The organism is Thermodesulforhabdaceae bacterium (assembly GCA_037482015.1).
Taxonomy (GTDB): Bacteria; Desulfobacterota; Syntrophobacteria; order Syntrophobacterales; family Thermodesulforhabdaceae; genus JAOACS01.
The window spans coordinates 124,306-137,375 of the sequence record JBBFKT010000002.1; the positions used below are offsets into that span (position 1 = coordinate 124,306).

15 protein-coding genes are annotated in these 13,070 nt (G+C 43.4%); 10 read left to right on the top strand and 5 right to left on the bottom strand.

Annotated features, from left to right (window positions below):
- The first annotated feature begins 3 nt into the window (after positions 1 to 3).
- Positions 4 to 1,233, top strand: coding sequence for an ABC transporter permease (locus WHS38_04875; protein ID MEJ5300304.1), 1,230 nt, complete (start codon positions 4 to 6; stop codon positions 1,231 to 1,233).
- A 7-nt stretch (positions 1,234 to 1,240) separates the two neighbouring features.
- On the opposite strand, the gene WHS38_04880 is transcribed toward WHS38_04875, so the two are convergent.
- The 5 genes from WHS38_04880 to WHS38_04900 all read right to left on the bottom strand — a co-directional run bounded on the left by WHS38_04880 (position 1,241) and on the right by WHS38_04900 (position 5,263).
- Positions 1,241 to 1,858, bottom strand: a complete 618-nt coding sequence (locus WHS38_04880) for a GGDEF domain-containing protein (GenBank protein ID MEJ5300305.1) — start codon at positions 1,856 to 1,858, stop codon at positions 1,241 to 1,243.
- A 168-nt stretch (positions 1,859 to 2,026) separates the two neighbouring features.
- Complete coding sequence (locus tag WHS38_04885; protein MEJ5300306.1) at positions 2,027 to 2,158, bottom strand: hypothetical protein; 132 nt, start codon at positions 2,156 to 2,158, stop codon at positions 2,027 to 2,029.
- A gap of 98 nt (positions 2,159 to 2,256) precedes the next feature.
- Entirely contained in the window at positions 2,257 to 3,333 is a 1,077-nt protein-coding gene (locus WHS38_04890; GenBank protein MEJ5300307.1) for a phosphotransferase, read from the bottom strand.
- Complete coding sequence (locus WHS38_04895; GenBank protein ID MEJ5300308.1) at positions 3,281 to 4,210, bottom strand: sugar phosphate nucleotidyltransferase; 930 nt, start codon at positions 4,208 to 4,210, stop codon at positions 3,281 to 3,283. Before WHS38_04895 ends, WHS38_04890 begins: the two co-directional genes overlap by 53 nt.
- Positions 4,211 to 4,222: 12 nt before the next feature.
- Positions 4,223 to 5,263 carry an HD domain-containing phosphohydrolase gene (locus WHS38_04900; protein ID MEJ5300309.1) on the bottom strand — a complete coding sequence of 347 codons (1,041 nt, stop codon included), beginning with the start codon at positions 5,261 to 5,263 and terminating at the stop codon, positions 4,223 to 4,225.
- 224 nt (positions 5,264 to 5,487) lie between these two features.
- On the opposite strand from WHS38_04900, the gene WHS38_04905 reads away from it, so the two are divergent.
- The 9 genes from WHS38_04905 to argB all read left to right on the top strand — a co-directional run bounded on the left by WHS38_04905 (position 5,488) and on the right by argB (position 13,070).
- Positions 5,488 to 5,757, top strand: a complete 270-nt coding sequence (locus WHS38_04905) for a 4Fe-4S binding protein (GenBank protein ID MEJ5300310.1) — start codon at positions 5,488 to 5,490, stop codon at positions 5,755 to 5,757.
- Between the two features lie 18 nt (positions 5,758 to 5,775).
- Positions 5,776 to 6,924 (top strand): 2-oxoacid:acceptor oxidoreductase subunit alpha, encoded by a 1,149-nt coding sequence (locus WHS38_04910; GenBank protein ID MEJ5300311.1) that lies wholly within the window; start codon positions 5,776 to 5,778, stop codon positions 6,922 to 6,924.
- Positions 6,925 to 6,936: 12 nt separating this feature from the next.
- Positions 6,937 to 7,788, top strand: a complete 852-nt coding sequence (locus WHS38_04915; protein MEJ5300312.1) for a 2-oxoacid:ferredoxin oxidoreductase subunit beta — start codon at positions 6,937 to 6,939, stop codon at positions 7,786 to 7,788.
- The gene (locus WHS38_04920; protein ID MEJ5300313.1) at positions 7,761 to 8,315 is read left to right on the top strand and encodes a 2-oxoacid:acceptor oxidoreductase family protein; all 555 of its coding nucleotides are present in this window, start codon (positions 7,761 to 7,763) and stop codon (positions 8,313 to 8,315) included. Before WHS38_04915 ends, WHS38_04920 begins: the two co-directional genes overlap by 28 nt.
- 7 nt (positions 8,316 to 8,322) lie before the next feature.
- The gene (surE, locus tag WHS38_04925) at positions 8,323 to 9,114 is read left to right on the top strand and encodes a 5'/3'-nucleotidase SurE (GenBank protein MEJ5300314.1); all 792 of its coding nucleotides are present in this window, start codon (positions 8,323 to 8,325) and stop codon (positions 9,112 to 9,114) included.
- Between the two features lie 96 nt (positions 9,115 to 9,210).
- Complete coding sequence (locus WHS38_04930; GenBank protein ID MEJ5300315.1) at positions 9,211 to 10,143, top strand: tyrosine-type recombinase/integrase; 933 nt, start codon at positions 9,211 to 9,213, stop codon at positions 10,141 to 10,143.
- Between the two features lies 1 nt (position 10,144).
- Positions 10,145 to 10,690: an ATP-dependent protease subunit HslV gene (gene hslV / locus WHS38_04935; GenBank protein MEJ5300316.1), complete on the top strand. Its 546-nt coding sequence runs from the start codon at positions 10,145 to 10,147 to the stop codon at positions 10,688 to 10,690.
- Positions 10,687 to 12,069 (top strand): ATP-dependent protease ATPase subunit HslU, encoded by a 1,383-nt coding sequence (hslU, locus tag WHS38_04940; protein MEJ5300317.1) that lies wholly within the window; start codon positions 10,687 to 10,689, stop codon positions 12,067 to 12,069. The genes hslV and hslU overlap by 4 nt, the downstream gene beginning before the upstream one ends.
- A gap of 98 nt (positions 12,070 to 12,167) precedes the next feature.
- Positions 12,168 to 13,070, top strand: coding sequence for an acetylglutamate kinase (argB, locus tag WHS38_04945; protein MEJ5300318.1), 903 nt, complete (start codon positions 12,168 to 12,170; stop codon positions 13,068 to 13,070).

Here is a 13,070-nt window from a genome sequence, read left to right on the forward strand (position 1 = left end):
ACGATGGTAAATTTGGGATCAACAATAAAGATCGCTGTGAGATCTCTTAAAGCAAATAAAGTTCGATCTGCCTTGACAACTCTCGGCATAATAATTGGCGTTGCTGCAGTGATCGCAATGCTTGCAGTAGGAAGCGGAGCGAGTCTTCAGCTTTCAAATCAGATCGCTACAATGGGAAGCAACATTCTGATTGTCCTTCCCGGCGCAACAACCGTTGGCGGAATTCGCGCCGGAACAGGGTCTCAATCATCTCTTACTGTTGACGATGCGGAAGCCATTAAAAAAGAATGTTCTGCTGTTATGGACGTAGCTCCTTTCCTTACCGGTAGTGCTCAAGTTGTTTACGGAAACCAGAATTGGTCAACAGCGGTAGTGGGGACGACTCCTTCAATGTTTTTTATTCGCGACTGGAATTTTACTTCTGGCAGATCTTTTACCGAACAGGATGTAAAGAATATGGCTAAAGTTTGTATCCTGGGACAGACGGTTGTGGAAAATCTCTTTGGAGAAGCCGATCCTGTTGGCAAGATAATCAGAATAAGAAATGTTCCATTCACGGTTGTAGGAGTTCTTGAAAAAAAAGGCCAAACACCCACTGGTCAGGATCAGGATGATACGGTGTTTGTTCCGGTTACGGTGGCTCAGAGGATGCTTTTTGGAACAAGCATTCCTGGATCAGTTAAAATGATAATGATAAAGGCTAAAAGTGCCGAGGATCTCCCTGTGGCTGAACAACAGGTAAATGAACTTCTAAAGCAACGACACCGAATAGGACCAAAACAGGATCCTGATTTTACAGTTAGAAACCTCACAAAAATTCTTGAAACAGCTCGAGAATCGGTTAGGGTGATGTCCCTTCTTCTCGGCACCATTGCTTCCATATCCCTTGTAGTGGGTGGGATTGGTATCATGAATATTATGCTGGTTTCCGTTACAGAGCGAACAAAGGAGATAGGTATTAGAATGGCGGTTGGAGCGAAAACCTGGGATATTCGCCTTCAATTTCTTATGGAATCTCTTATTCTTTCTCTCGTAGGGGGAGTTTTGGGAATTATTCTTGGCGTTATTATTTCTCGAAGTATTTCTACTATGGCTGGCTGGCCTACCGTTATTTCTCCCTTTGGGATTTTGCTTGCCTTTGGCTTTTCGGGATTTGTGGGGATATTCTTTGGATTTTACCCAGCTTATAAGGCTTCCATGCTTAATCCCATTGAAGCTCTGCGGTATGAATGAAGCCACATCAGATATCAGAATTCTTTGATTTTGCGTTAGTATGGTTAAGAGAAAAAAACTCTAAAATCTCCTTCCTTTCATCACCTGACACCTCAGCTTTTTTAGCCGCCTCACTTTCCCACATAACCATGTTTTTGCCGCCTAGTTTAGCCTCCATAAGAGCTTTATCAGCTCTATCAAAAGCGGCTTCAAATCCGGAATAGGAGGATTCTGGTGTTATAATAGATATTCCCAAGCTTGCAGTTATTGAAAAAATAGGCTTATCTCCGTTTATAGCGCAGATAAGGTTAGATTCTACTTTTACTCTAATCCGTTCTGCTACTTTTATAGCTTCGTCTAGCTGAGTTTGAGGCAACACAACCACAAACTCCTCGCCACCATAGCGGAAGGCCTGATCTGATGCTCGAATATGAGTTTTAATAACTTTAGCCGTTTCTTTTAGAACAATGTCTCCAACTGCATGCCCATAAGAATCATTTACTTTTTTAAAATCATCAAGATCGATCATTATTATGGCAGTTGGAACACCCGTTCTGATGGTTGCTTTTATCTGGGTAGATGCAAATTCCTTAAGAGCTCGAAGATTTTGAATACCTGTCATGGGATCTATGTATGAAAGCTCCATGAGACGTCTGTTTTTATACCTTAGCTTACAAATTTCCCCCCCAAGATCACGCCAGCGACTTGTCACCCGTCTTAGATACTTACATTTACATCTGGATATTTTCCTACTATTACACATCCTGGTTTTTCCAAAAAACACCTGGGATGAAATATCCCAGGTGTTAGTGGTTTACGACGTCATAAGCTTTTCTAGGATCTCGAGATTTTTGGTAATTCGTTTTGTTTCCTTTTTAAGGTTTTCCTTGTTTGGGCGATCTTTGTTCTTACGTCGCCTTTTTGTTCTGGTGGTGTTGGATGTCATAACAGCCTCCTTTCTGAGATGATTTGTAAAATAAGGATACATAACTTTCGGTATTACGTCCATGAACTTTTTATTTTAATCACAAAAAAGAACTTTTTTCAGTTTTTTTTGCATAAGGAGTTGAATTGTAAGAATTTTTCCCGAGCCTTATTAAGCCAACTACAAAGAGATGAGAACCCTAAGCGAACGAGAATGTGCCGATTACTTGAAAGCTCCTTTAGCGCTTTTGGAATAAAGCGAAGAAAAAACGACTTGCCTTTTTCTTTCCCCAAAAAAGCAAAGGCTGCAAGGATTTGCAGATTTCTGCAAAGGGAAACCACTTCATAACGCTCGAATGAAAAATCTTTGTTCAGTCGAGCGTAGAACTTTGCTAGGCCCCAGCGTTCGTGCGAAGGTATTCCAACATATGGATCGATTAAAAGGGCGGCAAGATCGTATTCACCAGGTCCATATCTCATGGCTTGATAATCAATAACATGAAGCTTCCCTCTCTTGATCATAATGTTTCTGCTTTGGAAATCACGATGTATGCAAGATGATGAATCACTAGTTCCGGCCAAATCAGCAAGTCGGCAAAAATCGTCTTTTAAGCTGTTCCACGAAGCAGAAAGTCCTAGAAAGTTACATAAAAAAGACCGTCTGAAATATTCTAGTTCTTTTTCTAAAACAAAGGGGGGATCATAAAAGGAGCCGTCAACACATACATCCGGGTTGATGCCAAAAGTAGCTTTTTTTTGAAAATGAACAAGAAGAGCAATGGCTTTTCTATACACCAATTGTCGGGCTTTTGGGTGGTGGTGGATGTAATTGTAAAGACTAATATCGCCAAGATCTTCCATTAGGAAGATTCCTTTCATTTGATCAGATGTGTAAACTTTTGGAACTGGAATCCCATTAGATGCAAGGTGATTTGAGAAATAGTCAAAGGCTCTGTTTTCCCTTGCTCGAAAGGGAGTGTCAGGTGGTGAATACATCACAACAAAGCTTTGCCCTTCCCATTGGACTCTGAAAAAACGCCTGTCTGACCCATCTCCAGCTATGGGCTTAATATCTAAGCAAGTGTTAACATTTTCTAAAAAATCAATTACTTTGCTGTGTAGATAACCAATGTTTGATAATGGCTTAGAGCTTCCAGACCCCGCAATGAGTAATAATCGCTCTTTGATACATTCCATCCACTATAACCCCATCGGTAACAATGCATTTGTCAAGCTTACTTCCACTTTTGATCCGCACCCCATCCCATAAAATAGTGGAACTTACTTCAATCCCAGGTTCAAGTATAACGTCTTTTCCTGCCATAACACCGTCGCAGACAGCCAGACATAGATCAATATACCGTTTTATTGTGCCAACATCACACCACAATCCATCATTTATTTCAAGATACCTAACAGGCACACTGTCATCAATCATCATAGTGTATATTTCCATGACGTCCATAAAGGGAACCGAAGAATACGCCGGCTCTAAACGCTTTGCTAACATCGCTCCATAATGAACGAGAAGATCTGTGTGGAAGATTTGAACTCCAGTGTAAGCAAGAACACGGTATCCTCTGGCTAATTCAGTCTCATTTAGAAAAGATTTGCGTATGTGGCGAACAAATCCTTCAGCATCGACGATGATATTGTTAAAACGAGATTCGTTCCTTAGGACAAGATAGACCGAGGGAGTTTCATAATCTATCTGGCTAAAAATAAATTTAAGCTCAGGACGAGAGAAGAAAGTATCTCCATTTACTGCTATCATCCATTCGTTAGGAAAAGCCCTTGACATTGCGAAGAGAGATCCACCTGAACCAAGAATCCTCGGTTCGTGAAAAGTTCTAAGATGTCCATAATTGAAATGCATTGCTTTAACGTGTTCATGCAATAAAGGACTTAAAGCATGAGCGTTTACAAAAATTTCATCGCATCCATCTAAGTGAGAAAGCCAGCGTTCCAGTAGAGTTTTCCCACCCACAGGCATTAACACCTTTGGGCGAAAGAATGTTAAGGGGCGAAGCCGTGTTCCCCAGCCAGCAGAAAGCACTAAAGCGCGCTGAAACATAGATGTATTCTATTAGTATCCCAGGAAGATTATAAAATTTTCCAGGAGACTTTTGTTAAAAGAATTTCTCATTTCTACAATCATTATTTTCAGGGCTTCGAAGGGGTTCACAGCCAGTTTGTAAGCTCTGGTTGTAGTTAAAGCATCGTAACAGTCTATGATATGTACAATTTGAGCCATGGGGGAAACGTCGTCAATGGTGAGCCCCGACGGATATCCACTGCCATCGGCAGATTCGTGATGTTGAAGCACAACATCTAGAGACTGTTTTTCCAAGATTCCATGAGATTCCATAACTTTCACTCCCAGTTCAGGATGACGCTTTATGATTGCAAATTCTTCATCCGAAAGCGGTGCCTTTTTTAACAATATATCTTGGGGTATTTCAACCTTCCCGATGTCGTGAAAAAGAGCTCCCAAACCGCAAAGAAGAATGAAATTAACGTCCTTTTTCAGAAAACGACAAAAAACAGCGGTAAGTAAAGCCACCTGAAGAGAATGGCTGAATAGCTCATAGTTCTTTGAAAAAATCCTGGCCAGCATGGAAGCTGTTACCTCGCTTTTCACAACGTATTGAGAAAACATTTCCATAAAATCAAGCCCCATTTGAATGTTCTTTCCAGATCGTGGATCATTTAGTATTCTTTGCATGATATAAGAGGCAGTTCTATAAAGTATTTTGTGCTTTTTGTCCTTAGAAAGGTAAGGGTTTGAGAGAACTTTTGAGAGTTTTTCGTTGATGTAACGGGCATATAGCTCAAACTCGTTTACATGGACATAGGCGTGTTCTATATTATTTTCTCTGAAAATGGTTTTCCATCGAGAGTTTAAAAAACCACCTGATGGAGCAATTTTGATAAATTCTACGGAGGCATTAGGTTGCATAAATGGGAAATAGACTGAAAAGGGGAGTATGTCCTGAACAGAAATGTTGTCTATGCTAACGGGTATAAATTCTCTAAGAAGTTTTGGATCGCTAATATCGAGTTTTTCTATTCTGGTAACTTTAGCAGGATCTGGCATTTTGGCTTGTCCAAAACGTGACCTGTTCATTTTAACTCTCTTTCCAATGCGATCTGACACCCAAAAGTTAAGGTAATATTATCGTAATTAAGGCTACATTCCAACAAAAAATGAGAACATTCGGGAGTCCTTATCATATTGACAATTATGGAAACTGTGAGAACGAAAAGCTTTCATTCCCTAAAGTTAGTCGTATGGAAGCGCACCTTTATAAAATTTTTTAGAGCAAAAATTACAAAAAAGGTGTGGAAATCATGGAAAACGAAGTGCTAACCAAGACAACTGACGAAAGTAAAACCAAAGAAAAGAGAAGTTTTGAAATTGACATCTTTCGAGCTTGGTGCAAGTCCTGCGGTATTTGTGTTGCTCTTTGTCCCAGGAAGTGTATTGAGATGGATGAGAACGGAAACCCGGTTATTGTGGCTGAAGATAGATGCACAGGATGCGGATGGTGTGAAACTCATTGCCCGGATTTTGCTATAAGTGTTAGAACCAAGAAACCCGTTCCGGTAGATGTTGTTTAATATCTGGAGGTGATCGAAGTGAGCGACTCCAAGACTACCCAAGGACAAGTCCTAGTTCTTCAGGGTAACGAAGCGATGGTAGAAGGAGCTATCGCCGCAGGGTGCAGGTTTTTTGCCGGCTATCCCATAACTCCCGCAACAGAAATCAGCGAGATGATGGCTCACCGACTTCCTGCCGTTGGAGGAACCTTCATACAGATGGAAGATGAAATTGCCAGTCTTGGTGCGGTTATCGGAGCTTCCCTCGCTGGGGTCAAAGCAATGACGGCAACAAGCGGGCCAGGTTTTTCCCTTATGCAGGAAAACATAGGCTTTGCCTGTGTAGCGGAAATTCCCTGCGTGATCGTTAATGTTATGCGTGGGGGACCCAGCACTGGACTACCAACCAGAGTAGCTCAAGGTGACGTAATGCAGGCTAGATGGGGAACTCATGGTGATCATCCCATAATCGTCCTTGCAGTTTCTACAACCAAGGAATGTTTTGATATTACCGTCCGAGCTTTTAATCTTTCAGAAAAATACCGCACGCCGGTCATCATTCTTTCCGATGAGGTAGTAGCTCATACTCGAGAAAAGATTCAACTTTCTCACCCTGAAGAAATCGAGGTCTTCGATAGAATAAAGCCAAGCATGCCACCTGAGTGGTATATTCCCTACGAAGACACTCCGCGAGGGGTACCACCTATGGCGGCTTTTGGAGATGGCTACCGCTACCATGTAACTGGGCTTATACACGATGTACGTGGTTTTCCCACTGAACGCTCTGACGAAATTCAAGCCTTCCTTACTCGAATTCATCGGAAAATATACAATAATTTCTCTGACATTATGATGGTCAAAGAAGAATTCACAGAAGATGCAGAAGTGCTTGTGATTGCTTACGGGTCGGTAGCAAGATCTGCTAGAAGAGCAGTTCGGGAAGCAAGAAGTCGAGGGGTCCGTGCGGGCCTTATCCAGTTGGTGACAATATGGCCATTTCCCAGACAGGTGATAGAACCGTTACTTCGGCGAGTAAAAGTTGTTCTAGTGCCGGAGCTTAACCTCGGTCAAATATCGCGAGAAGTTAAGCGAATCAACCAGGGCAGGACAAGGGTTGAAAAGCTTAACCGCATTGACGGTCAGCTTATAACCCCAAATGAAATTCTTTCCCGCCTTGTCAAATTATAAGGAGAAGCAACAATGGCCGAAATAACCAAGCTTATTCACAAATACCTCCGCCACGACAAAAAATTTCCTCACGTGTGGTGCCCAGGATGCGGAAACGGTATTCTGCTTGGTTCTCTCATTAGAGCAATCGACAAGATCGGGTTTGAAAAAGATGATGTCGTACTCGTCTCTGGTATTGGCTGTTCTAGTCGCCTGCCCGTTTATGTGGATTTTAACACACTTCATACAACTCACGGGAGAGCTCTTACTTTCGCAACTGGTATCAAACTTGCCAAACCTCGCCTCCAGGTCATTGTAATCATGGGTGATGGAGATGCTATGTCCATCGGCGGAAATCACTTCATCCACGCCGCTCGCAGAAACCTGAATCTTACAGCAATCATTGTAAATAATAACGTTTACGGTATGACCGGAGGACAGTTTTCTCCAACAACACCCTATGGAGCTTACACAACAACTTCACCATTTGGGCATATCGAGCATCCCTTTGCTATCTCAGAACTTGCAGTAACAGCCGGCGCTAGCTTCGTGGCTCGAGGCACCGTCTATCACACCAATGTCCTTGACGACATAATAGAAAAAGCGATCCTGAAAAGGGGATTTGCCGTTGTTGAAGTGATTAGTAATTGCCATACTCAATATGGGCGCAAAAATAATATGGGAAGTGCCGTTGACATGCTTTTATGGATGAAAAAAGCGGCTGTAACTGTCGAAAAAGCCAAAAACATGACTCCTGAGGAACTTTCTGGAAGAATTACGATTGGGGTTCTTGTAGATAGAGATCTTCCGGTTTTCACTCAGGAGTATCAGAAAATTCGTGAGGAGGCATCAAAAAAATGGGCTACCGCTACGAAATTCGCCTGAGCGGATCCGGCGGTCAGGGGCTAATCCTTGCTGGTATCATTTTAGCGGAAGCCGCTGGGATATATGATGGAAAATATGTCTGCCAGAGCCAGAGCTATGGGCCAGAAGCACGGGGTGGAGCCAGCAAATCGGAAGTAATTATAAGCGACGAGGAGATCGATTACCCAAAAGCTTTGAAGCCGGACGTGTTGCTCGCCATGAATCAGAATTCCTGTGATCTTTACTGCTTCGACATCAAACCAAACGGTATCCTTATAGTAGATTCAACCTTTGTGAAACAGCTACCCACAACTAAAGCCATTTCTATTCCCTTTACAGCCATGGCTCGCAAAGAACTCGGAAAAGAAATGGTTGCAAATGTGGTAGCTCTGGGAAGCCTTGTCTTTATAACAGGGGCGGTATCTCTCAAAAGTCTGGAAGCCGCTCTTATGAACAGAGCCCCCAGAGGGACTGAAGAATTAAACCGAAAAGCCATGGAACTTGGAGTGCAACTTGCCAAATCTTATCAGCAAGGAGGAGGTTTTTAGGAGTTAAATGCGGATACTAATTACAAACGATGACGGTATTTACGCAAAGGGCATTGAAGTTCTTTACCACATTCTGGCGCCGGAACACGATGTTTATGTGGTAGCGCCAGAAACAGAACAAAGTGCTGTGGGACATGCCATTACCTTTCTGGATCCACTCCGAGTAAAAGAAGTAAAACGAAATGGGATTTTTTTCGGTTATGCTGTAAACGGCACTCCGGCAGATTGTGTAAAACTTGCTATTAGAGAACTAATGCGTCCTCTGCCGGATATGGTCATTTCCGGCATAAACCATGGAGCTAATGTTGGTGAAAATGTGATCTATTCGGGAACTGTATCTGCTGCCACAGAGGCTGCCATGCTTGGATTTCCTTCTATAGCTGTGTCTATAGATGCTTACCCAGCAAAGGATTACAGTGGGCCAATGGCTTTTTTGCCAAAGATCATTAAAATTATCGAAAATCGCATCTTTCCAAAGGGTGTTTCTATCAATATAAATTTTCCTCACTGTCCCGCTGAAGAAATTAGAGGCATTAAAATAGTGCGACAGGGACATCTTAAATACGCTGAAACCTATGACAGACGGATAGATCCGAGAAATCGAGTCTATTACTGGCTCTGTAGCCAGACCGCAGAATATGATCCCGACGAAGATACGGACTCTTATGCTATACAGCAGAAGTATATTGCTATTACCCCGATCCACTATGATCTTACTCACTACCCAAGCCTTAATCTTCTAAAGGAATGGTTTGGCGATGAGTACAAAAAATGCGTACAATTAGCTGCAGGCAGGTGACAAAAGAACTAAAGAGATGTTTAGATTGTCCTTAATCATCTTATTCCCATACTCTCTATAAAAAGTTTTGAACCCATCACAAGGGATGGAATCTCAATGGAACTAGCTAAGGCTATAAAATTATTCCTTGCTTACTTAGAAAGTGAGAGGCGAGTAAGCGGTGAGACTGTTAGAGCCTACGAGTCAGATTTGAATCAATGGGCTGACTGGCTCGCAAAGAAAAACGGAAACCGTATTCCGACAATACACGACGGAACGCGCTACGACGTTCTGGAGTTTTTCGGTTCCCTATCCCTAGAAAAAAGTTCTCAAGCGAGGAAGCTTTCAGCTTTACGGAGCTTCTATCGCTTTCTTGAAGAACGTTTTGAAGAAACTCATAATCCCGTTGAAGAAGTTCACAATCCTAGAGTTCCTCTAAAGACCCCACCCTACATGGATGTTGATGAAATCTACGCCTTTTTAGGTCATCTGAAAGACAAAGCTCTTTCTGCATCTTCTCATTGGCGCCAGGTTCGAAATTGGGCAATATACGAGACTATTTATTCCACAGGTGTTCGAGTTAGTGAGGTTGTATCTATCAAGGAAACCGATGTTGATCATGATCAAGGATTTTTAAGAGTTGTGGGGAAGGGTAGAAAAGAACGGCTTGTGCCAATAGGAAAAACGGCTCTGTCCGCAATAAGCTCTTACCTTGAAGCTCTATCCACCCAAGAACCTGACCTCCGCCATGTCTCTGACGTGCTTTTTAAAAACCATCGAGGCAAAAAGTTGTCCACTCGAGCTGTCCACGACATACTCCAAAAGGAACTACTGGAAGCCCGAGCATCAAAGCTTATGGGACCTCACGGGCTACGCCATAGCTTTGCAAGTCATCTTTTGAGCGCTGGAGCAGACATAAGATCGATCCAGGAAATGCTTGGTCATGCTCACCTGACTACAACAGAGCGTTACACTCACGTTGATCTTGGACATTTAACCAGTGTATATGATAAAGCTCACTTGAGAAGCAGAAAGGACGGTAGGGATTGATATGCAAGAAAGATCGATAAAGAGCACAACGGTTCTAGCCATCCGCCATCAGGGTCGAGTGGTTATGGCGGGAGATGGGCAGGTGACCCTGGGAGATACGGTTATTAAACAGGGTGCAAAGAAGGTTCGCCGCATGCATCACGGTAAAGTTCTTGCTGGTTTTGCGGGAGCAACGGCTGACGCCTTCACACTCTTTGAACGGCTTGAAGCAAAGCTTGAGCAGTATAATGGTAGCCTTAAGCGGGCAGCCGTCGAACTTGCTAAAGACTGGCGCACCGATAAGGTGCTTCGTCGGCTTGAAGCTATGCTCGTTGCCGCAGATAAAAACGAGTGTCTTATAATAACTGGTAGTGGGGACGTGATTGAACCCGATGATGGCGTTGCCGCTGTTGGGTCAGGATCACCTTATGCTCTTGCTGCAGCCAGAGCTCTTATTAAGCATTCGAATCTTTCTCCACGCCAAATCGTCGAAGAAGCAATGCGCATTGCGGCTTCGATATGCATCTACACTAACAGCGAATTTGTCATTGAGGAGCTTGAGATATGAATAAACCGCTCACTCCAGCAGAGATTGTCAAGGAACTCGATAAATACGTTATAGGACAGCAGGAAGCGAAAAAAATGGTCGCCATCGCTTTAAGAAACCGATGGCGAAGACAACAGGTGCCTGAACACCTGCGAGATGAGATTGCTCCAAAAAATATTATAATGATTGGACCCACAGGGGTCGGTAAAACAGAGATCGCTCGTAGATTAGCAAAACTTGCTCAGTCCCCCTTTCTTAAAGTGGAAGCAACCAAGTTCACCGAAGTGGGCTACGTTGGTCGGGATGTCGAATCAATGATTAGAGATCTTACCGATATTGCTGTCAGCATGGTCCGGCAGGAGGAATTAGAACGGGTTCGAGAAAAAGCGGCGCAGCTTGCGGAGGAAAAACTTCTGGATATTCTTCTTCCTGCTTCCAAAAGAAGGGGTCGTGGTGCGGCAGCTCGTCAAGCGGAGACGAATCTTTCACCAGAAGAGATGGCGGACAACATCCAAACTATCGATTCCACAAGAGAAAAACTTAGAGAACTTCTTAGAACGGGAAAACTAGATGAGCGTTACGTAGAAGTTGAAGTGGCAGATCGGTCTGCTCCTGTTATGGAAATTTTTACTGGAGTGAGCCTGGAAGAACTCGATTACAGTATCCGTGAAATGCTTAATTCCATGATGCCCAGAAGAACCAGGCGACGAAAGGTAAAAATTCCCGAAGCGAAAGAGATTCTCACCGAAGAGGAAGCTCAAAAGCTTGTGGACATGGATAAAGTCATTCGGACGGCTATAGAGCGAGTTCAGCAGTCGGGCATAATCTTTATAGACGAAATAGACAAGATCGTGGGAAGAGACGCAACCGGGGGACCTGACGTTTCTCGAGAGGGTGTTCAACGAGATTTGCTCCCCATTGTTGAAGGTTCCACCGTTATGACAAAATACGGCATGGTTAAAACTGATCATATACTTTTCATTGCTTCTGGAGCCTTTCATATAGCTAAGCCTTCTGATCTTATTCCCGAACTTCAGGGGCGGTTTCCCATACGCGTGGAACTAAAACCTCTTACCAGGGAAGATTTCGTGAGAATTTTGACAGAACCAGAAAACGCTCTCACGACCCAGTATAAGGCTCTTCTTCAAACGGAGGGCGTTGAACTGGTGTTTGAACCCGAAGCGATCGAAGCCATTGCCGAAATAGCTTACGAAGTAAACACCCGGACAGAAAACATAGGTGCTAGAAGGCTTCACACCATTATTGAAAAGCTTCTGTCTGATATATCTTTCCATGCGCCAGAACTTCAGGGACAGACTATACAAATAGATCGGCAGTATGTGCTTGATACTCTAAAAGACATTGTGGAAGATCAAGACCTGAGCCGATACATCCTGTAGCAGGCTGGAAGTAATCGAATTTCCAGGAGGTTTTCAGGGGCGGACGGTTTCATGGTTATTGTGGGCGGAAACAAAGGTTTTTTCTTGAGGGATTGAAGATGGGACAGGCAGAATCGATGGAAAAAGTTGCGGAAAGAGCAAAAGTTCTGAGCGAAGCTCTGCCATACATACGGAGTTTTTATGGCAAAACTATTGTGATCAAATATGGTGGCCATGCCATGATCGAAGAACATCTTAAGGATTCCTTCGCTCAGGATGTCGTGCTTCTCAAATACATCGGCATAAATCCAGTTGTGGTCCACGGGGGAGGTCCTCAGATCGGTCAAATGCTAAAAAAGATCGGCAAAGAAAGCCTATTTCGGGAAGGGATGCGAGTAACTGATGAAGAAACAATGGACATTGTCGAAATGGTGCTAGCCGGAAGACTCAATAAAGACATTGTGAAACTGCTGAATAACCATGGCGGTAAAGCGGTGGGACTAAGCGGGAAGGACGCCAATCTCATTGAGGCCACGAAGATGCACATTTATAAGTATCAGGGAGATGATCAACCGCCAGAAATTATAGACATCGGTCTTGTTGGAGAGGTAAAAAGAGTTAACGAAGAAATTATCCGCATTTTAGAAAAAAGCCAGATTATTCCAGTGATAGCTCCCGTAGGAGTCGGTCCTCAGGGAGAAACCTTCAATATAAATGCCGATCTTGTCGCTGGAGCCATAGCTGGAGCGCTAAAAGCCACTAAACTTGTTCTCATGACCGATGTGCCGGGTGTGTTGGATATAAACGGTAATCTCATCTCAAGTCTTACCATGAGCGAGGCTCTGGAGCTTATAGAAACTGAAACCGTAAAGGGCGGCATGATACCAAAACTTCGATGCGCTGTAGATGCCTTGAGCGCAGGCGTTGAAAAAGTTCATATCATTGATGGCCGTCTGCCTCACTCTGTTCTACTTGAAATCTTTACCGATTCCGGTATAGGAACTGAAATCGTAAAAGGATGA

Coding starts and splice junctions, on each gene's coding strand:
- hslV (MEJ5300316.1), top strand. CDS start 10,145: ATGCAAGAAAGATCGATAAAGAGCACAACGGTTCTAGCCATCCGCCAT.
- WHS38_04895 (MEJ5300308.1), bottom strand. CDS start 4,210: ATGTTTCAGCGCGCTTTAGTGCTTTCTGCTGGCTGGGGAACACGGCTT.
- WHS38_04905 (MEJ5300310.1), top strand. CDS start 5,488: ATGGAAAACGAAGTGCTAACCAAGACAACTGACGAAAGTAAAACCAAA.
- WHS38_04930 (MEJ5300315.1), top strand. CDS start 9,211: ATGGAACTAGCTAAGGCTATAAAATTATTCCTTGCTTACTTAGAAAGT.
- WHS38_04900 (MEJ5300309.1), bottom strand. CDS start 5,263: ATGAACAGGTCACGTTTTGGACAAGCCAAAATGCCAGATCCTGCTAAA.
- WHS38_04885 (MEJ5300306.1), bottom strand. CDS start 2,158: ATGACATCCAACACCACCAGAACAAAAAGGCGACGTAAGAACAAAGAT.
- WHS38_04880 (MEJ5300305.1), bottom strand. CDS start 1,858: ATGGAGCTTTCATACATAGATCCCATGACAGGTATTCAAAATCTTCGA.
- WHS38_04915 (MEJ5300312.1), top strand. CDS start 6,937: ATGGCCGAAATAACCAAGCTTATTCACAAATACCTCCGCCACGACAAA.
- surE (MEJ5300314.1), top strand. CDS start 8,323: ATGCGGATACTAATTACAAACGATGACGGTATTTACGCAAAGGGCATT.
- WHS38_04875 (MEJ5300304.1), top strand. CDS start 4: ATGGTAAATTTGGGATCAACAATAAAGATCGCTGTGAGATCTCTTAAA.
- WHS38_04890 (MEJ5300307.1), bottom strand. CDS start 3,333: ATGGAATGTATCAAAGAGCGATTATTACTCATTGCGGGGTCTGGAAGC.
- hslU (MEJ5300317.1), top strand. CDS start 10,687: ATGAATAAACCGCTCACTCCAGCAGAGATTGTCAAGGAACTCGATAAA.
- argB (MEJ5300318.1), top strand. CDS start 12,168: ATGGGACAGGCAGAATCGATGGAAAAAGTTGCGGAAAGAGCAAAAGTT.
- WHS38_04920 (MEJ5300313.1), top strand. CDS start 7,761: ATGGGCTACCGCTACGAAATTCGCCTGAGCGGATCCGGCGGTCAGGGG.